Source organism: Planctomicrobium aquicomposti (assembly GCF_051466325.1).
Classification (GTDB): domain Bacteria; phylum Planctomycetota; class Planctomycetia; order Planctomycetales; family Planctomycetaceae; genus Planctomicrobium.
Genome location: NZ_CP195792.1, coordinates 4,525,239 through 4,544,193, shown reverse-complemented (window position 1 = coordinate 4,544,193; position 18,955 = coordinate 4,525,239). Strand labels below are relative to the sequence as shown.

15 protein-coding genes are annotated in these 18,955 nt (G+C 58.8%); 8 read left to right on the top strand and 7 right to left on the bottom strand.

The window, feature by feature from the left end:
- Positions 1-3: 3 nt before the first annotated feature.
- From SH664x_RS17490 to SH664x_RS17470, 5 genes are all read right to left on the bottom strand, one after another.
- Positions 4-405: a hypothetical protein gene (locus tag SH664x_RS17490; protein WP_437203070.1), complete on the bottom strand. Its 402-nt coding sequence runs from the start codon at positions 403-405 to the stop codon at positions 4-6.
- 246 nt (positions 406-651) lie between these two features.
- Complete coding sequence (locus SH664x_RS17485) at positions 652-1,749, bottom strand: DUF1559 family PulG-like putative transporter (protein WP_437203069.1); 1,098 nt, start codon at positions 1,747-1,749, stop codon at positions 652-654.
- Positions 1,750-2,275: 526 nt separating this feature from the next.
- On the bottom strand, positions 2,276-2,533 hold the full coding sequence (locus SH664x_RS17480; protein ID WP_437203067.1) for an acyl carrier protein: 258 nt from the start codon (positions 2,531-2,533) through the stop codon (positions 2,276-2,278).
- Positions 2,534-2,610: 77 nt separating this feature from the next.
- Positions 2,611-3,885, bottom strand: coding sequence for a beta-ketoacyl-[acyl-carrier-protein] synthase family protein (locus tag SH664x_RS17475; protein WP_437203065.1), 1,275 nt, complete (start codon positions 3,883-3,885; stop codon positions 2,611-2,613).
- A gap of 230 nt (positions 3,886-4,115) precedes the next feature.
- Positions 4,116-5,624, bottom strand: coding sequence for a DUF2130 domain-containing protein (locus SH664x_RS17470; RefSeq protein WP_437203063.1), 1,509 nt, complete (start codon positions 5,622-5,624; stop codon positions 4,116-4,118).
- Between the two features lie 264 nt (positions 5,625-5,888).
- On the opposite strand from SH664x_RS17470, the gene SH664x_RS17465 reads away from it, so the two are divergent.
- The 3 genes from SH664x_RS17465 (at position 5,889) to SH664x_RS17455 (ending at position 10,000) form a co-directional block, all read left to right on the top strand.
- Positions 5,889-7,313: a phytoene desaturase family protein gene (locus tag SH664x_RS17465; RefSeq protein ID WP_437203061.1), complete on the top strand. Its 1,425-nt coding sequence runs from the start codon at positions 5,889-5,891 to the stop codon at positions 7,311-7,313.
- Positions 7,314-7,737: 424 nt separating this feature from the next.
- Positions 7,738-8,724 carry a methyltransferase domain-containing protein gene (locus SH664x_RS17460; protein WP_437203060.1) on the top strand — a complete coding sequence of 329 codons (987 nt, stop codon included), beginning with the start codon at positions 7,738-7,740 and terminating at the stop codon, positions 8,722-8,724.
- Positions 8,725-8,815: 91 nt separating this feature from the next.
- A complete protein-coding gene (locus tag SH664x_RS17455) occupies positions 8,816-10,000 on the top strand; it encodes a glycosyltransferase family 2 protein (RefSeq protein ID WP_437203058.1) in 1,185 nt (394 codons plus the stop codon).
- A gap of 70 nt (positions 10,001-10,070) precedes the next feature.
- Here the strand turns inward: SH664x_RS17455 and SH664x_RS17450 are convergent, their stop codons facing one another.
- Positions 10,071-11,078: an aldose epimerase family protein gene (locus SH664x_RS17450; protein WP_437203056.1), complete on the bottom strand. Its 1,008-nt coding sequence runs from the start codon at positions 11,076-11,078 to the stop codon at positions 10,071-10,073.
- Between the two features lie 457 nt (positions 11,079-11,535).
- On the opposite strand from SH664x_RS17450, the gene SH664x_RS17445 reads away from it, so the two are divergent.
- Positions 11,536-11,943, top strand: coding sequence for a hypothetical protein (locus tag SH664x_RS17445; RefSeq protein WP_437203054.1), 408 nt, complete (start codon positions 11,536-11,538; stop codon positions 11,941-11,943).
- Positions 11,944-12,185: 242 nt separating this feature from the next.
- On the opposite strand, the gene SH664x_RS17440 is transcribed toward SH664x_RS17445, so the two are convergent.
- On the bottom strand, positions 12,186-14,054 hold the full coding sequence (locus SH664x_RS17440) for a vWA domain-containing protein (protein ID WP_437203052.1): 1,869 nt from the start codon (positions 14,052-14,054) through the stop codon (positions 12,186-12,188).
- A 352-nt stretch (positions 14,055-14,406) separates the two neighbouring features.
- Between SH664x_RS17440 and rpsO the strand changes: the two genes are divergently transcribed.
- From rpsO to SH664x_RS17420, 4 genes are all read left to right on the top strand, one after another.
- Positions 14,407-14,676, top strand: coding sequence for a 30S ribosomal protein S15 (gene rpsO / locus SH664x_RS17435; protein WP_437203051.1), 270 nt, complete (start codon positions 14,407-14,409; stop codon positions 14,674-14,676).
- Between the two features lie 282 nt (positions 14,677-14,958).
- Positions 14,959-17,097, top strand: coding sequence for a polyribonucleotide nucleotidyltransferase (pnp, locus tag SH664x_RS17430; protein ID WP_437203049.1), 2,139 nt, complete (start codon positions 14,959-14,961; stop codon positions 17,095-17,097).
- 104 nt (positions 17,098-17,201) lie between these two features.
- Entirely contained in the window at positions 17,202-17,699 is a 498-nt protein-coding gene (locus SH664x_RS17425) for a hypothetical protein (RefSeq protein WP_437203048.1), read from the top strand.
- A gap of 236 nt (positions 17,700-17,935) precedes the next feature.
- A complete protein-coding gene (locus SH664x_RS17420; RefSeq protein ID WP_437203046.1) occupies positions 17,936-18,664 on the top strand; it encodes a sensor histidine kinase in 729 nt (242 codons plus the stop codon).
- The last annotated feature ends 291 nt before the right edge of the window (positions 18,665-18,955 follow it).

The following is an 18,955-nucleotide window of genomic DNA, read 5'->3' as shown; positions in this document are numbered from 1 at the left end:
GCCCTACTTCGATTGCAGGTCAAAGTTGATTTCGTTGTCCCCTGGTTTCACTTCCGTCCGTAATTCGGACTGGGTGTTGTACTTGCTGGGGACGGGCTCTTTGCGTGTGCCGTCGGGGTTGCCGGCCCGGATCTCAACGGTCATCGGACCAACGAGAGCTCCGGAGGCCGTAGCAGAATAGGCGAGCTTGTACTCGCCGTTTTCATCGGTTCCTCCCATCGCGGCCCGTCCTGTTTCGGGGACGAAGACCACACTGGCGTGCTTGAGGGGCTGTCCATCGAGAGTGATTTTGCCGTGAACGGCTCCCAGTTCCACATCGCCCCCGCCGCAGCCTGCGAGGAGCAGCGCTGTGGCCATCGAGGCGAGTCCAAGCCGCATGCCGCGAGCTGGAATGAATTGGATCATGACTGACTCACTTCCTGAATGATACTTTGATTGCCTGACGGACCCTGCGAGGCGGCAGGGTGTCTCACCATCTGGAAAGGGGAAGAGATGGCCCGCGTCCGGCGAACCATCTCCTGTTCATCCATCTTCCCGTTCACGGCCTGCGTGAGAGCAATTTGGGCGGTTGACTCCCCGTCCTCGTTACCCCGACGTCAGAATTTCACACTGAGAAACGCTGGCTGCGCGGACTGGAAAGAGCGGCCTGCTCTAGAACTCGCCCACAGCTTCGCCGTCGTCAATGGCAATCAGACGGGAATAGGTGGTGTAGTTCGAAGCAGTGGTGCCCGAGGCGCTCCGGGTGATCTGGTAGGGACGCTGCTGAATGTTCTCGCTGATGAAGCGAACCGACCCATCTCCCATCACAAACTGGGCTCCGCCGGTGTGAACACTGGCGAACGCATTCCGATGCAGGAGCTTCTGGTCATCAGCGGTTCCGACAACCGGTGAGTTCATCAGCACATAGCCGACTGCGAAATTGGTGACCATGCCGCTGGTCTGCACATTGGCGTTGGAGACATAATTTCCTCGCATTCCCCACAGCACGGCGGCGCGGTAATCCAGATCGCCGGACTGCCAGCATCGTTCGCCGACCGCGATCGTGTTCGTCAGACCGTCGGTCACGTCACGAACGCGGGTGCAGCGGCCTCCCTGAACGAGGTTCGGACCGGTTCCGATGGCCCCGAACATCCCGTTGTTGGACCCCTTGCCTGCATTGGTCGCCGAGCCCGGAGGTGAGTTCGCCAGTTCGGGGCGGAAGGTGTAGGTGCCGTTGTTCACGACATAGTTATTGGTCGGCAGGGCTGTCGGGTTTGTGGGAAGGGTGAAGTACATGACGTCGTTCAGCGCCGGTGCGGTATCAGACGGGCAGCGGAACGAAGCGACGGGCTGCTGCAGCATTGCCAGACGGGTCGGGTCCGTGAGGGCCTTGTCCAGTGAGGACTGCGTGGCATCGGACCCGGTGCCGACCTGCACTGCGTTGTAGATCGAACTCATTTCCATGTACGGAGCAATCAGCATGCTCCAGGTCCATGTGTTGCGGATGCTGCTGGCGGCTCCGGTGGGGTGCTCCCAGACCGCTCCGGGGGGGAACATGCCGGCGGTATCGTGATAGTTGTGGAGCGCCAGACCAATCTGCTTGAGATTGTTTTTGCACTGCGTCCGGCGGGCCGCTTCACGGGCCTGCTGAACTGCGGGGAGAAGGAGAGCGATCAGCACCGCGATGATGGCAATCACCACCAGCAGTTCGATCAGTGTGAAACCGCGAGCGGTTCGGGGGGAAATTGACGGACGACGCGCAAAGCTCATGGGGACGGTCCTCAGGATGCAAGTAAATCTGCAGGGGAGCGTGACGCGCATGTCATTCTGCAGATATAGAATATTGTGAGATTATATATAAACGTGGTCGCTTGTCACGAGTGTTTCGGGTGGAACAACTCGCTTTTCCAGAAGCGGCGATGAGCAGCATCTGGTGGCCGACGATTTTTTGAGGCAGGGCAGCAGAGCCTCATGTTTTCGCCCGCGAACGCGGCAGCAGATCTATCAATCATAGTCGCAAGGATCACGCACATCCAGAATTTCTGGATAGATTATGTTTAATTGACATGCAGCGAGATTGAATGGCTTTTGTCTGTCGTTAAGAAGCTGCGCATCGGGCCTTTCCGGTCGGTGGAGTGGTTCCGGGACCCGGCAAGAAGCCTGATCGACCGGATCGCCGATGGACCTGGAGTTCATGGCAGCGGCGAACTCAGGAAAGAGATTGAGGCGCAAGAAAAAAGCCACGGGCGAGGTCGCACGTGGCTTGGGATGCTGATTTGGGTCGGTGCCTGCGGGTCTACTTGGGGACGTCGGCCAGCTTGGGTTCAAGGTAAGTGACGGTGCTGTCCATTGTTGCCAGGTGTTCGTAGTCCGCTTCTGGAATCTGAACCCGGTATTGCTTGCGGAGTTCCATGACGATGTCGAGGAAGTCCATGCTGTCGAGTTCCATCTGCTGGCGGAAGGCGACGCTGTCGTCGAGGCTCGACAAATCTTCGTCCGGAGCGATCCGTTCCAGAATGCTGATAATCACTTCACGAATTTCTGGCCGGGTCATTCCGCTTGCGCTCCGAATCGTTTCTTTCGACGGGATTCAAGATATGGTCCCCGCACGGAGGGCGGGCACCCCGATGATCAGGAGTAGACCCCGCCAAATTCCGCCGGAAATTTTTTCACGATCAGAACCGAGTTGATACCGAGCATTCCAAACGAGTTGTTCAGAATGTATTCGACCCGTTCCATGTGACGCGGGCGGTTTGCAACGATTTGCTGCAACTCACAGCGGGGATCCTGCTGATCGAGGTTGATTGTAGCGTGGGCAATTCGGTCTTGAAAGCTTGGCACATTCCCCAGCAGCTCGAGTGCGCCCGCTGCGCCCATGGCGTGGCCGATGAAGCTTTTCGTGTTGTTGATCGCCAGTGAAGGGCGATTGCCGAAGACTTCCTGAAGAGCCCGGGATTCTTCGATGTCCCCCTGCTCGGTGGCAGTGGCATGACTGGAAACGATGTCGATGTCTTCGGGCTTGAGACCCGCGCGGTCGAGGGCCAGCCGCACGCATTCCGCCTGCCGACTGGCATTGGGCAGGACGAAGTCAGAGGCATCGGAATTCATCGCGTAGCCGACGATTTCGCCATAGATTTTGGCGCCGCGGGCTAACGCATCCGGGAGACGTTCGAGAGTACAGATGCCCCCACCCTCGGAGACGATAATTCCGTTGCGGTTTATGTCGAAGGGACGGCAGGCCTTGGCGGGATCTTCGTGCCAGGCGAGAGCTCCCTGGCTGGCGAAGCTGGCGAAGATTCCGAAGGTGTGAATGCTCTCGGAGACCCCTCCCGCGATCGCGAGATCGACCTCGCCCAGACGGAGCATCTGCAGGCCGTAGATAAAGCCGGCGTTGCCGGCGGCACAGGCAGCCCCGACCGTCAGGTGGGGACCGGTGATGCCGAGATTGAGCGTCACTTCCCCGGCCGGGTTGTTGGCCACCGTACGGGGATTGTGGTGATGCGACCAGACTTTGGTGTCGTAGTCGTACTGCTTGATCTCATAGATCTCGTTTTCCGTTTCGACATTCCCGTGTTCGGTGATGCCGAGATAGACCCCCACCCGATCCTTGCGGACGTTGGCCCAGTCGAGCCGGGAGTCCTTCACCGCCTCGTTGGCACAATAGATCGAGACGGAACCGGCGCGCGTCCCGCGTCGGCGCTCTTTTTTCTTCTGGTACAGAAACTCGTCGAACTGGCAGACCCCGGCGAGGACCGGCTGCTTGACGTAGCGGGTCTGGAACGGAACGACTCCGGACTTTCCGGCCAGGAGCGCAGCCCGCATGGCGTCGAGCGAATCTCCATTCGGCGACGTGAGTCCAACACCCGTAATGACAATCCTGTTCGGATCTTGCAAAGAATCCTGCATGGTCACCGCTGCTGCGTGAAATGAATCGAGCCGTTCAGCGTAGCGGAGCGAAAACGGGTGGACAAGGAGTGCGGTGAATTTGCCGCTTGATCGATTCCGAAAGGGCGATCTGTGAGGGGTTTGGGGGCAGCCCCCCGAGTCTCGTTCCCACTTGCAGGAGGGGGCTATTCCTGCGCCGGGAGGCCCGAGAGTGGGAACTTTTGCAGGCAACGGGGGCGATCCGGCTTTGCCTACTTGAGCTTGAACAGGGTTTTCCGGTCCGGTTCGTCCTCGGCGGAATCGTCTTCCAGCAGCGGCGGGGAAAGCGAGGGGATTGACAGCACCGAGGGGCCCGCGATTCCTTGGACGTCACCGTACATCCCGGCCGCCTGAGCAATCGCGCGGTCGAGCTGCTTTTCCCGCTCGGCCCAGCGTTTGAGGGTCTGTTTCTTTTCCTTGTCGAGGTCCTCACGGAGTGTGGTGTAAGCTTCCACGATCCCCTCAACGCGGTTCCGGAATTCGCTTCCCGAAAGGTACTGATACAGCTGCTCCATTTTTCCCTGATGTCCATGCAGTGCCTGCTTGGCCATCGCCACGTTGATCAGGCCTTCGCGGAGAGCGAGGGCCACGCTGATGGCACAGGCGGAACTGGTGATCCAGACACCGTCCTGACAGCAGAAGGTGGTGACTCCCTTGGGAAGTTCTGCACTGACCAGGATGGCGAGCTGTGCTTTGGCGGCGCGTTGATCATCACGCAGTTTGGGGAGCCAGCCATCGCTCCAGGTTTTGGTTCGCTTGGACTCCCAGAGGATCGAGCCGCAGGGATGCCCCGTCGGGTTATGGATTTCCTGCAGCACGTCGCCGCCGTGAACCCCCTTCGGAACCGGATTAATCCCGTCAAACGGGAAGTGCCGCCGCAGCGACTCTTCCAGCCCGAGCTCCATCACCTCTCCCTGCAGCTGCTGAGAGCCCTGTTCCGACTTCCGTTTGAGTTCATCAATCTGACGTTTCATGTCGCTGATGATTTTGTCTTTTTCCGCCTCTTTCAGCTGTCGGTCTTCATCAGCCTGCTTCAGGGCCGCTTCCCGGATTTTGACCCGCTCCTGATCGAGCTGACGGGTCAGGTTGAGTTCAAATTCCCGTTTCTGCTCTTCGAGTTCGCGTGCCTGCTTGCGCAGGTCCATCTCCTGCTGCTGCGCATTCTGAAGTTTTTGGCGAATGGCCTGGAGTTCGGCCTGCTGGTCATTCAGTTGCACGGTCAATTCTTCGCGGGCAATCTTGATTGATTCCGCCTTGAGTTTTTCGCGTTCTTCATCGAGCTGCCGGGTCAGGGTCAGCTCGAATTCCCGCTTTTGCTCTTCAAGTTCGCGGGCCTGTTTGCGGAGGTCCATCTCCTGCTTCTGGGCGTCCTGCAGTTTCTGTTTGACCGACTGCAACTCGGTTTGCTGTTCCTGCAGCTGGCCGGTCAGTTCCTCACGCGCCAGTTTGAAGGCATCGGCCTTGAGCCGGTCCCGTTCTTTGGCAAGCTGTTGTTGAAGTTCTTCCTGCAATGCCGCCTGTGAGGTTTTGAGCGCCTGCTGAGCCTGTGCCAGTTCGGCCCGCTCGGAGGCGATTTTGGCATCCCGTTCGGCGAACTGTTTCTCCCGCTTTCGCAGATCTTCGTCGAACTGCTTCTGGAGTTCGCTGCGGACCTGGGTGGAGAGGGCCTCGGTAATCTCGATTTCCGCTTGGCAGTTTTTGCACTTGATGGTTTCGGGCATGGCGAATCGTGATTCTGAAAGAGGCGGTCGGGTTTGTCTGTTCAAACGAACAGGTGCATTGTCCGGAAAGCTGCGCTCAGCACAATCGTGCAGGGCAAAAAAATTTGCAGCCGTCCCATGCTGGAACCTGTTGGGAATTTCGTCAATCATGGGTGTTCGCGCGGCAAATCGCCGCAAGGCTGCAAGTCAGTCAGAGTTCTGACGTGGACGGCAGTCCGCGCACGCATTCGCAAGTTTCACCCCCGATTCAGATCGTATTGACCGATGGCGAAGGATTTTCTGCAGGGAACGCGAGACCGTTACGACGTCATCGTAATTGGATCCGGGCTGGCCGGGTTGACCGGGGCGAACGTGCTGGCGAAGGCCGGATATTCCGTGCTGCTGCTGGAACACCATTACCAGCTGGGAGGAATGGCGACGTGGTTCAAGCGTCGCGGCGGGCATATTTTCGACATCTCGCTGCACGGCTTTCCGGTCGGCATGATCAAGAGCTGCCGCAAATACTGGACGCCTGAAATCGCGGAAAGCATCGTGCAGCTGAAGGGGATCCGCTTTGAGAATCCACAGTTTTCGCTGCGGACAACGTTTGACCGGGAGGACTTCACCCGGATCATCACCGAGAAGTTTGCCATTCCCTACGAAACCGTTGACGGCTTCTTCAAAGCCGCGCGGGAAATGAACTTCTACGATGACCAGTCGCTGACCACACGGGAACTCTTTCAGAAGTTTTTCCCGGGTCGCAGCGATGTTGTGCGACTGCTCATGGAGCCGATTACCTACGCCAACGGGTCGACACTGGAAGATCCGGCGATCACCTACGGCATCGTGTTCAGCAACTTCATGAGCAAAGGGGTCTTCACCTTCCAGGGTGGGACCGATGCCCTCGTGACAAAGATGAAGGCCGAACTGGAGCGGAACGGGGTCGATATCCGGATTCGCTCCCTTGTCGACAAGATCGAAGTCGATGCACAGCGTCGGGCGCGGGCAGTGCATGTGAACGGCAAACGCATTGAGTGCGGCGCGGTGTTGTCGAATGCCAATATCAAGGCGACCATCCTGAAGCTGGTCGGCGAAGAAAATCTGGACCCGTCTTTCGTGGAAGAGACCCGTGCGGTGCGGCTCAACAATTCGAGCTGTCAGGTCTACATCGGGCTGAAGGAGGGAGAAGGGTTCGACAACGTGGGGGATCTGCTGTTCCACTCCGAGCATGAAGGGTTCGATATCCAGTCCATGCTCGCCAAAGAGGTCAGCAGCCGGACCTTCTCGTTCTACTATCCGGAAACACGCCCCGGTTCGAACCGCTGGCTGGTCGTCTCCTCAACGAATGCCAATTACCGCGACTGGGTGGACCTCTCGGAAGAACAGTATCAGGCGGACAAGAAAGCCCTCTGCGAAGACACAATCGCCTGCCTCGAGAAGTATGTCCCGGACATCCGCAGCAAGCTCGACTGGATTGAGGCATCGACTCCCCGGACGTTTGAGCACTACACCCACCATCTGTCGGGGGCGAGCTTCGGGACGAAATTCGAAGGGCTCAAGGTCTCGCAGTCGCTGCCAGAGCAGGTGGCAGGCCTGTATCACGCCGGTTCGGTCGGCATCATTATGTCGGGCTGGCTGGGGGCGGTGAATTACGGTGTCATCGTGGCGAATGAGATGGATAAGTACCTGACGACGCGACAGCCGGGCTGACTTCGAGCAGGTTGCTCTTTCCAGTCCCCGCGCAGCAAACGTTTCGCAGGTTGAAGCGCTGTCATCTGCGTGGCGAGGACCGGGCAATAGTCAAGATGCTCTGGTCCTGCGTGCGTGGACCGAGTGCGACGGCAGGGGGGGACACTCGTCCGAAGCGTGCCTCCGTGGGGGGGCGAACGGGAGTCGGAATTCGGTCTCCGGTACTGACGCTCTGCCTCGCGACGAAATCTGAATCGGGGAGGCGTGTTGCTTTTTGGCAACATGTCGTTGCAACGGATCGTTTCACCGGCCGATTTCCCTGCACGAGGCGTTCGCCGCTGGCTCGCTGCAGGCAGAGGTCCGTTCTGAATGGCATGATTCCGGGATGACCGTTTGCGCGGAGGTTGACAGCAGGCTCCGCCCCCTTCAATCGGACCTGGAAGCGATGTCCTGGAAACTGAAAGCGCACACTCTGGCGGTTCTGAGCAGAATGCCCGCCGGGAGCAGGCTGTACCACTGGCTGCAACGGGCAGCGGGGACCAATCGTCTTCAGACCTCTCGTGATCTGGGGCGGGCCTTCGAGCTGGTCGAACTGATCCACGACAGCGGGAAATCGATTGACGGCGCCTTCTGTCTAGAGATTGGCACCGGTTGGCGGCCGTTCGTCCCTTATGTGCTGGCACTGGCCGGGGCACAGCGGGTGATCACGGTCGATGTGAATCCGTGGTTGACCTTGAACTATGCGAAAGAAACATGGCGGGCGCTGGAGCCGGAACTGGCGGAGATCGCCGTTCGCTGCCACTGCAGCGAAGAAGAGGTCCTCGCCCGCTACCGCCGGGCTGATCTGCACGCGAAGAGCCTGTCGGAGTTTCTCAAGCCGCTGCGGATTGAATACCTGTATCCCGCCGATGCGCGACAGACCGGATTGCCCGAGGCCAGCGTCGACATTGTTGTCAGTTCCAATGTGCTGGAGCACATTCCCCGGGACATTCAGGGAGACATCCATCGCGAATCGCACCGCATTTTGAAGGTCGGGGGAGTGGTGGCGCATCGTTTCAATCCTCAGGATCACTATTCGACTGTTGACGCGCAGATCACCAACGGCAATTTTTTGCGTTACTCCTCGCAGGAGTGGCACTGGTACGGCGGAAGCGGGCTGGCCTATCACAATCGCCTTCGCTCTCGGGACTACCGCGAGCTGTTCGAAGCGGCGGGCTTTCAACTCGGGACCTGCCGCGAGCGGGTGGACAGCCGCACCGTCAAAGCCATTCGCAGTGGCCAACTGCCGGTGCATCAGGAGTTCAATCGCTACACGATTGATGAACTCGCGGTGGATTACATGTGGGTCGCTTGTCTGAAGCAGCGCGCTGCCTTGCCGAAGGCCGACGTGGCACAGCAGCGTGTGGCTCCCGCGTCCGCCGGGCACCGCTGATTTCGAATTCTGAATGACAGCCGCGAACTGAGTCCGGTCCACTGTTGCTGGATCAAGAACCGTTGCGAGCAACTGGCAGATGAATATGGCGATGCAAATTCTGTTCTGGGCTTCTGTCGGGTTGATCCTGTACAGCTACGCGCTCTATCCGCTGGGGCTCGGACTCGCCGCGCGACTGGCTGGACGCAGACTGAATCGCAGCGTCACCGCACGCAGCCCGGGTGACTGGCCCTTTGTGACGCTGATTATCGCGGCTTACAAGGAGGAGGGAATGATCCTCCAGCGGGTGGCCAATGCGTTGCAGATGGACTATCCCGCGGACCGGCTCGAAATTCTGATTGGCTGCGACGGACAGGAGGACCTGACCGGGGAACTGGTGAAAACGGTGAACGACAGCCGTGTCCGGCTCCTGCAGTTTCCCCAGCGTCGTGGCAAGCCCTCGGTTCTGAATGACTGCATGTCGGAAGCACGGGGTGAGATCGTGGCGTTTTCCGATGCCAATACGTTCTGGGATCGGGACGCCCTGAAGCGGATCGTGGCCCATTTCGATGATCCCCAGGTGGGGGGAGTCTGCGGGCAGTTGTATCTCACCGACCCGGAGACCGGAGCCAATGTTGATGGGGCTTACTGGAAGTACGAAAACTTCCTGAAACGGAATGAAGGGAAGCTGGGGGCGCTGCTGGGGTTTAATGGGGCGATTTATTGCATCCGTCGGGAACTCTGGGAGCCGATCCCTCCCCAGTCGATCGTTGATGATTTTCTCATCGGCATGCGGATCTACGGTAAGGGTCGGCAGCTGGTATTTGATGAAGATGCCGTGGCCCATGAAGAGACTGCGCCGACGATGGGTGCGGAATTTCATCGTCGGGCCCGCATCGGCGCCGGCGGATTTCAAAGCCTCTGCTGGCTCTGGCAGATGCTGAGTCCGGCGTATGGCATGGTGTCGGTGGCGTTCTGGTCGCACAAGGTGTTGCGGTGGTGTTGTCCGCTGTTTATGGCGATTGCCCTGCTGAGCAATCTGGTGCTGGCGTCGGGCTCGTCGTGGTACTTCGCCCTGCTGCTGGGACAGTTGGTGTTTTATGCAGTGGCCGGGCTCGCACACATTGTCCCCGGCAACGGTGCCAGTGTCCGGCTGTTGAAGCTGACTTCCATGTTCGTCGGGATGAACGCCGCACTGGCGGTCGGCTTCTGGCGCTGGGCGACCCGTCGGCAGTCGGGCAAGTGGAAGCGGACCGCACGCTCCACCGAGCTACAGGAAGTGCAGACGGCCCGGTAAGCAGTCGCTGCTCCGTACCCAAGCTCTTCACCGGCAGTCATGCGGGAATCGCGCTCGGGTGTCGTGTCTCTCATTGCGTGAAGAAGCGATAGGCTGTCGCCTGACGATATTCTTCTCCCGGACGGAGTGCCGTGGCGGGAAACTCCGGCTGATTCGGTGAGTCGGGGAAGTGCTGGCACTCGAGGCAAAAGGCTTCGTGCTGGCCAAACCCCGCACTCTGTTCTGAACGATCGAAGTGATTCGCGGTGTAGAGCTGCACGCCCGGCGTCGTCGTGTGGACTTCCATCACCCGGCCGGAACTGAAATCGATGACCTTGGCCGCGAGCAGGAGTGTGCTGTTCCAGTTGCGGATGAGGAAGCAGTGGTCGTAACCGGGAGGAATCTGGTCGATGAAATCGCCGATCCGGTGGGAATACCGGAACTCGAAGGGAGTGTTGGCGACATCCAGCATCCGTCCGGTCGGCAGGACGTCGGCGTCGGCCTCGAGATAGAGATCGGACCAGAGCTCCAGCTGGTGATCGAGTATTGATCCGCCTCCCGCGAGATTCCAATAGGTGTGATTGGTCAGGTTGATCACGGTCGGTGCATCGCTGCGGGCGGAGTATTGAATCAGCAGTTCGTTCTGATTCAGCGTGTAGGTGACTGAGGTGTTGAGATTGCCGGGATAGCCCTCATCGCCATCAGGGCTGAGCAGCCGGAAGGTGACGCTCTGTTCGGTCGGCTCTGCGTGCCAGTGGGCATGAGTAAAGCCTCGCAGCCCACCATGCAGATGATTGGAGCCATTGTTCGTGGCCAGCTGATAGCGTTTCCCTTCCAGCCAGAATTCACCACGGCCAATGCGGTTGGCGAAGCGGCCGACGGTGGCTCCCAGATAGGAGGGGTTGGAGAGGTAGTAGTCCGCCTGGGGGGCGGAGACGGTGATGTTTCGCCAGTTCCCCCAGCGGTCCGGCGTCTCCAGGCTGACCAAGGCTGCTCCGACGTCGGTGAGCCGGACCTGCAGAAACTCGTTTTTCAGCGTGAACAGTGAGACCGCCGTCCCCCAGGGGGTCCTGGTCCAGTCCGTAATGCGTTCGATCATGAGGCCCGTCCGATCGGTGTTTCAGCAGGCGTGAGCAGAGTCGGGAGCGGGGGACTCGCCCGGAGGATGCATATCGTCGTTGAGTTTCTCCCACCCGTTCCGGCCGGACAAGAGGAGGTGTGAAAAAACCATGCAGTCACTGCCAGGGTCCGCTGGACGGGCGTGGGTGTTGTTTCTGACGACTGTGGCGTGCCGTTCTGCGGCTTTTCCACTTTCAATGTTCCGTCGCAGGGCTGGCCCGGGAGGAGAGGGTGCAGTGTAAGTGTCGTTGTTGGAACAAGTTGTGTTTTCCCGTCCGGCTAATCGGCAGAAATTGCCGGTACCGTCTACCGAATCCTGTCCGATCGGCGTGAGTTCTCCGTTGAGAAAGGTGAAGACACAAACAACAACCTCAGCAAACAAAAAAGTGAGATGAGCCCCATCCACTCGGTTTGCTCAACACAAAGGAGACCAAGACATGAAGACTTCACTCAAGCTGACCGCACTCGGACTGGTGACTGTTGCCACTTTCGCTGCTGCCACGACTGTTCAGGCAGCCGGTTGGGGCGGGGGATACGGAACGACTCCCGGTGGGAACATGGGAGGGGGATATGGTGGGAACCCGAGCCAGAGTGGTGGCTGGGGCAGTCAGCACCAGAGTGGTGGCTGGGGGGGAAGTCAGGGTGGGTATGGGGGGTACGGTGGTCACAATGGTGGCCACGGCGGATATGGCGGGTACGGTGGATATCAGGGAGGCCACGGCGGCTTCGGTGGATATGGCGGGTACCAGGGTGGGCACGGCGGATATGGGGGATACGGGGGATACGGCGGGTTTGGTGGGTACGGTGGTCATCAGACCGGAGGTTGCTTCGGTGGGTACCGCTAGAGCAGGTGGCACTTCCCTGTGCCCGTGCAGCCAGCGTTTCGTAAATTGAAATGCTGACTTCCGCGTGGCGATGACGGAGCAATCAAAAGTCAGAATGCTCTCAGCCGGTTTTCAAGTCCCCAGAAACTGCAAACCGCATGGTGTTCACAAGTTGAACGCCATGCGGTTTTTCATTGCGCACCGTCGAGAGTCGCGGCGGTGATCTTGGCGACTGCGGGCATTTTGGCGACAGTCGAATCTGACTACAGCTTCGGGCGCTCGTGTTCGGGCCGCTGTTTCCTGGGACGATTCTGTCGACGCTGTTCATCGGCCAGCAACAGACGGGCGACTTCCGGTTCCGAGGCTCGCAATCTGTCGGAGCCAGGGATCGGCTCGCTGTATTCTTTCCAGGACCAGCCCAGGTCGGTACTCAGCTCACGTTGGGCAAGCAAAGCCCACGGGGTTCCCGGGTTCTCGTTGATGCACCGCTGCAGGTATTCTTTGGCCTGTTCGGCGGCTTTTCGCATCTGCGGTCCGGTATCGATCTGGTCGGAAGGAACCAGCCGCCACATGTTGCTCTTGTCGTCCTTGAACTTCTGCGGGGACACCTTCATGTTGGCGAGCATCTGGTTGTAACCAAAATAGCGGACCCGCATGGCCAGGATGCGACCCATCGCGAGGTCGAACGCAGCTCGCCAGCGTTCTTCTTTAAGAGAGTTTCGGGCACTTTCTCCGGAGCTGAGCATGTCGAACATCCGTCGCAGGGCGTAGTCAATTTCCGCGACAGGCTTCTGGGCTTCGGCAATTTCACGTCGAAGGATGTCGTCGTTGTAGGCGCGGAAGGTGAGTTGCGGCAGCGGGAGGTTGTGGTCGTAGGTCAGGCTGGCCACGCTGACGAGCGCCATTTTCGCGGGGTGACTTTTGATTTCGGCCTCCTGCTGGCGGGCAGGGCGATAATCGGGGGAATACCTCCGCATCACGGTGCGGTCAAACTTATAACCCTGACTATCCCCGGTGATGAGATACAGGCCGCCGGTCTCCGAACAGAGACGAGTTAGTGCGTAGGGGCCGTAGCTGGAAGACATCTGCCGCAGTCGCCAGTCACTGCCGCTGCCGATGAACGGGAGTTGAATCCCGTCAGGAAACGCGGTTTCCGGGCCCTGGTCGACCGCAATGTCCTCTTCATCACCATTCTCGTACGTCCAGCGGACGTAACCTTCCTTGCGGCCGAAAACGGCGGCATTGCCAATAGTGTAGACCCGGGTCTGCGAACGTTTGGCCAGTGAAATCACTTCTTCGAGGTGCTCGTCGGCATCGTCTCCCCGTTCATCGGTGACGATGAAAATCATCTTGTTCCAGGGGCCTTCCGATCGTCGGAAGGTGCGGTACTGATCGAGGACCTGCCGGACGGTGCCGAACACATTCTCGGCACCACTTTTGTCTTCCTTGATCTGCTTGCGGACGATGTCGCTGAGTTTGCTGACATCCTGCAGGGGCTCTTTGGTCAGCAGGTTGGATGAGGCTCCGTAGCTGACAACGACGGAATACAGCCCTTCGGTGGTCCCGGTCTCTCCGAGTTGCCGGTAGATGTTGTCAAAGCGGTCCGCGATGGCTTCCCGACGGTCTTTCAGGGAACCCGAGGCATCAAACAGCCAGATCACGAGCGTTTTTCGGTCGCGCAGGGATTGGCGGACTTCGTAGGCCACCCGGTCCATCGCCCCCTGGATTCCGCCGGGAGTGTCATCGCTTTGACCTTTGACCTGCACCTGCTGGACGATATTGCCCCCCAACCGGATCAGAGACGCCTCGGCCAGTTGCGGCATTTCGGGATTGAGAATCTGCTCCACCCGCTCCTGGAGGGGGATGTCCCCAGGGCTGAGCGAAGTCGCGCTGCGGACGGTCGACGAGAGAGAGGCCAATGAGCCCTCATTCCCCGCTGCTTGGGGGAGCGGCGCTTCGGTGAAGCTCAGGTTTTCCTCGGGGATGACATCCTCCACCACACTGTCGAGGGTCGTGGTCAGTGTCGATTCGGAGCGGGGTTCGAATGCGAAAAAATGAAACGTCAGCAGGACGCTGAGGTTGAGAAACAGGCTGAGACCCCAGGAGGGGAGCTCTTTCCGCAGACGTTCCATGCTATCACTCCCGTGCGGAGATGTCGCAAACCGTTTTTGCAGAACGGGTTTCACTCAATTCGAGTATATGTTGCCGCCGCGGGCCGGGCAAATTGCCGTAGCGGGAATGTCAAACCCTTCAGTCTAATACCCGTGAACCGGCAAAAATGTGTGTCGCGAAAGGCTGGCAACAGGCGTTTCTGACGCAGGGGCCGCCAAAAGTTTGGGATTCGCCGGGGGGAGGGAACGGTCAGTGTTGAATCGAGACGAGAACCTGTTACAGTTTGCGACCTGATTCAAGAGATAAAGTCATTTGGAATCCGCCAGTCAGGCTGGCGGCGAGCGCCGTGATTGAGGCGCAGGAGCGCGAGGGATGTCGGTTACAAAAGAGCGTAAGGCCAAGTTGATCAATGAGTTCCAGCGTTCGGGTGAAGATACTGGTTCACCCGATGTGCAGATTGCCGTCCTCACCGAGCGGATCAATCTGCTGACGGGCCATTTGCGGAGCCACGTGAAAGACCATGCCGGTCGCCGTGGGCTGCTGATGATGGTGAGCCGTCGCCGTCGTCTGCTGGACTATGTGAAAAGCCAGGATGCGGCCCGCTATGTCGACCTGATCGGCCGTCTGGGGATCCGCAAGTAATCTGGGGCGTTGCCTTCCGGGAAGAGTTGGCCCGGTCTTGCGAGTCCGGGTCCAGTTCAGCTTTCCGAGTTCACGCCCTGTCGCCCGTCTGGCGGACAGGGCTTATTTGTTGTGCTTATTTGTCGTGACTGTTTGTTGCATTCACCTTCTTGTTTTGTGGACCGTAATCAAGGCTTTCCCGGTCCGGCTGTCGTGGCGACAACTGTGCTGTCTCTCGTCGTCCTGAAGTGGTCAAGAAAGTCGTTGTTGGGTGGTCGTAGGAAAAAGTAGTAGGAAATAACTGTGAAAGTACAAGTTTCTCGAGAGTTTGCCGGTCGGACACTGACTTTGACCACCGGCGAGATCGCCAAGCAGGCGAGTGGAGCAGTGATGCTCCAGTATGGCGAAACCACGGTGTTCGCCGCCGCTCAAACCGGACCCAGCCGACCCGGTCAGGACTTCTTCCCGCTGACTGTTGATTACCGCGAACGTCTGGCTGCCGCAGGTCGCTTCCCCGGCGGGTTTCTGAAACGCGAAGGCCGGCCGACGCAGCGTGAAATTCTGACCGCCCGTCTGACCGACCGCCCCATCCGCCCGCTCTTCCCGGAAGGGTTCATCGACGAGGTGCAAATCCAGGTCAACGTCATGTCCTATGACGATCAGAATGACCCGGACGTCTGGTCGATCACCGCCTCCAGCGCTTCACTGATGATCGCTCCGCTCCCCTTTGGCGGTCCGATCGGAGCTGTACGGGTGGGCCTGATCGACAACAAGTTCGTGCTGATGCCGACCGTCGAAGAGCTGAAGAACAGCACGCTCGACCTGGTGGTGGCCGGAAGCCGGACCTCGGTGCTGATGATCGAAGGCTTCGGCCATCAGATTCCGGAAGACCAGATGGCCGACGCACTGATGTTCGGGCATCGGGCCATCATCGAAATCTGTGACCTGCAGGCCGAACTGGTCCGCAAGCTCGGCAAGCCGAAGTTCGAATTTGTCCCCCCCGCCGAGAACCCGTTCGTCAAGATCGTGCGGGAAGAAGCGGGCAGCAAGATTCGGGCTTCCCGTCAGAATACCAAGAAGGCGGAGCGTTCCTCCCAGACCGCTGCCGTCCGCGATGAACTGATCGCCAAGTACTTCCCGGAAGGGGTAGACGTTCTTCCGGACGGCCGTACCAAGGCCCAGCTCAAGGACGCCTTCCACACCGTCGACAACCAGATCTGCCGTGAGCTGACTCTGGCGAACAAGCGGCTCGATGGTCGCTCTTCCACTGAGCTGCGGAAGATCGATTGCCAGGTCGACGTCCTCCCCCGCGTGCACGGCTCTTCTCTGTTCACTCGCGGTGAAACGCAGTCTCTGGCCACCGTGGTGCTCGGGAGTGTCCGCGATGCACAGCGGGTTGACAGCCTGCTCGAAGAGTCCAGCGAATCGTTTTACCTGCACTATAACTTCCCCTCGTACTCGGTCGGCGAAGTTCGCCCGATCCGCGGTCCGGGTCGCCGGGAAATCGGTCACGGAGCACTGGCGCAGCGATCCGTTGAGCCGGTAATGCCCAAGAAGGAAGATTTCCCTTACACGGTTCGCGTGATTTCCGACATCACGGAATCGAACGGCAGCAGCTCAATGGCTTCGGTCTGCAGTGCGACTCTGGCACTGATGGCTGCCGGGGTGCCGATCACCCAGCCCGTGGCTGGGATTTCTATCGGCCTGGTGAAGGAAGGTGACAAGTTCATCACCCTGACCGACATCATGGGTGATGAAGACCACTTCGGCGATATGGACTTCAAGGTGGCCGGCTCCCAGAAGGGGATCACCGGAATCCAGCTCGACCTGAAGAATGACGGGATCAATGAAGAGATCATTCGGGCGACACTCGATCAGGCCCGCAATGCCCGTCGTGAACTGCTTCGCCAGATCCTGACGACGATTCGTCGTCCCCGTCCGGAACTGCCGGAGAGTGCTCCGCGAATCGTCAGCATCAAGATCGATCCGGAGAAAATCGGTCTGGTCATCGGCCCGAGCGGCAAGATGATTCGCGCGATCCAGGAAGAATCGGGAACGCAGATCGACATCGTCGACGACGGCACGGTGACCATCGCCGGTCCGAACAAGGAATCCTGCTCGCTGGCCCTGTCCCGCGTGGAAGCGCTGACCGAAGAGATCAAGGTCGGTCGTGTCTACACCGGCAAGGTAACCTCGATCAAGGACTTCGGAGCGTTCGTGGAAATTGCTCCCGGCAAGGACGGGCTGCTGCACATCAGCGAGCTGTCAGATGGTTACGTCAAGTCGGTGGCCGACGTGGTCAAGCAGGGAGACATGATCGAGGTCAAGGTGATCGCGGTCGACGACCAGAACCGGGTCAAGCTTTCCCGCAAGGCATTGCTGGCTCCCAAGGCTGCCGAGCCAGGGGAGGATGATGACAACGATGACGGCGAAGAAGAATAACAGCCGTAATGGCTGGCTGAAGAAAACCGGGGCTTGGCTCCGGTTTTTTTTATGTCATGATGGGAGCGCAGTGTTCCGTGCAATGGATGAGCAGGTGGAGTTCCATGTCAAAACTGAAGCTCGTGCTGCTGCTCGTCGTGGTGTATGGAGCGGGTCTGCTAACCCCATTTTTGCTTGATTCGCAGGGATTCTCATTGACCGAGTATCCAATGACTTTGGCGGGTCACCGAATGCGAATCGAGAAATTTCACGAGATGGGGATGGATCCGCAAAATTACTCTTTTGACTCCCAGTTAAACTGCTCCTTCTGGAAGCCACCCGATCGGCTGGAACTTCATCTCGCAGTACTTGAAGCTGCAGGTGAGGTAGAACACATCGATCTTGTTTTTCCAAACGTGCCGGTGACTTCCGCCATCAACAGATTGTGGATGGATTTCTGCTCAGAACATCCAGGGATCATGCATGCATCCGGTAATCCGTCACGGACGTCATTGGAGCCTGCGGGGGAACAACCGTTGCACCTCAACCTGTGGGTCAAGACTTCGGCGATCCCAGAGGTCAGTGATTTGATTCATATTCTGGAAGCGGCGAGCGATAAGTGAAGCACGGTTCCGTGTAGTTGATCAGCAGGTGGAGTTCCATGTCAGAGCTGATGCTCGTTCCGTTGCTCGTCGTCGTATAAGCCTCTGTAGGGACGGCCTGGGAATCTTGAGCGGCCGCTTCCTGAGGTAAACCGGCTGGTGACTCCGCTGACTCGTGTCTCCACGCACTTCAGTCTCCACGAAAATCTTCCTATCATTCAGCGGAACTGCTGATTTTCTCACTGCGGACGTGTCCTGTGGATCCATCGAACCCTCCGACTGTTAGTGATCGCTTCGAACGGCAGTACAATGAGATTGCCGCTCTCGCAGGCGGGTTGGCACATGAAGTCCGCAATCCGCTCTCCACGATTCGACTGAATCTGGAATTGCTCTTTGAAGAGCTGGAATCGGTGGAGCATCCGGCAGTTCACCGCATACAGCGGAAGCTGAAGACGATTCAAAAGGAATGCGGCCATCTGGATGAAGTCCTCGAAGCCTTCCTGCAGTTCAGCCGGGCCGGCGAACTGACGCTGGAGCAGGTCGATCTGGCTGAGGTGCTTCGCAGCTTTCTGGAGTTCTACAAGGCGGAAGCGGAACAGCACCGGATTGATGTGCGGGCCCATCTTTCCGCGGATCTCCCTGAGGTACGGATTGATCGTCGACTGTTCCGGCAGGTCCTGACCAACCTGTTACTGAATGCGCAGCAGTCGATGCCTCATGGGGGCGTTGTGGAACTGCAGGCGTTCACGCGCGGAGAGCGGGTCGTCCTCGAGATCATCGACACCGGCTGCGGAATTGCTCCCAAGGCTCTGGAGAAGATCTTTGACGTCTTCTTCTCGACGAAACCCTCGGGGAGCGGACTGGGGCTGCCAACGGTCCGGAAAATCATCGAGGCTCACGGTGGGACCATTCAGTGTGAAAGCGAACCGGGACGAGGGACCCGGTTCACCCTCAGTCTGCCCGCGGGGCAAACCTCAGAGACGTGACCGAAGATTGCGGACACTGGAGCGGCGCGAATCTTCAAGTGCCTGCGTCCATCGCGTCAGCAGCGAAACACTCCGTACTCTGCCATACACGTCCCGGCAGGTGAAACTCCTGAAGGGGAGACCTTCTCCCGAAGTTGTGGGGCCCTGTGAGAGCAGGTTGCTCTTTCCTGTGCCCGCGCAGCAAGCGTTTCGTGTGATGAAATAATCATTTCCGCGTGGCAAGAACGGGTAGATCAAAAAACAAAATGCTCTGGGCAATGGTCTTCACCGCAGTGGCCCCCAAGACACAGT

Bases quoted from the DNA above. Each gene is read 5' to 3' on its own strand.
- SH664x_RS17490 (WP_437203070.1), bottom strand. From the start codon at position 405: ATGATCCAATTCATTCCAGCTCGCGGCATGCGGCTTGGACTCGCCTCG.
- SH664x_RS17485 (WP_437203069.1), bottom strand. From the start codon at position 1,749: ATGAGCTTTGCGCGTCGTCCGTCAATTTCCCCCCGAACCGCTCGCGGT.
- SH664x_RS17480 (WP_437203067.1), bottom strand. From the start codon at position 2,533: ATGACCCGGCCAGAAATTCGTGAAGTGATTATCAGCATTCTGGAACGG.
- SH664x_RS17475 (WP_437203065.1), bottom strand. From the start codon at position 3,885: ATGCAGGATTCTTTGCAAGATCCGAACAGGATTGTCATTACGGGTGTT.
- SH664x_RS17470 (WP_437203063.1), bottom strand. From the start codon at position 5,624: ATGCCCGAAACCATCAAGTGCAAAAACTGCCAAGCGGAAATCGAGATT.
- SH664x_RS17465 (WP_437203061.1), top strand. From the start codon at position 5,889: ATGGCGAAGGATTTTCTGCAGGGAACGCGAGACCGTTACGACGTCATC.
- SH664x_RS17460 (WP_437203060.1), top strand. From the start codon at position 7,738: ATGTCCTGGAAACTGAAAGCGCACACTCTGGCGGTTCTGAGCAGAATG.
- SH664x_RS17455 (WP_437203058.1), top strand. From the start codon at position 8,816: ATGCAAATTCTGTTCTGGGCTTCTGTCGGGTTGATCCTGTACAGCTAC.
- SH664x_RS17450 (WP_437203056.1), bottom strand. From the start codon at position 11,078: ATGATCGAACGCATTACGGACTGGACCAGGACCCCCTGGGGGACGGCG.
- SH664x_RS17445 (WP_437203054.1), top strand. From the start codon at position 11,536: ATGAAGACTTCACTCAAGCTGACCGCACTCGGACTGGTGACTGTTGCC.
- SH664x_RS17440 (WP_437203052.1), bottom strand. From the start codon at position 14,054: ATGGAACGTCTGCGGAAAGAGCTCCCCTCCTGGGGTCTCAGCCTGTTT.
- rpsO (WP_437203051.1), top strand. From the start codon at position 14,407: ATGTCGGTTACAAAAGAGCGTAAGGCCAAGTTGATCAATGAGTTCCAG.
- SH664x_RS17425 (WP_437203048.1), top strand. From the start codon at position 17,202: ATGTCAAAACTGAAGCTCGTGCTGCTGCTCGTCGTGGTGTATGGAGCG.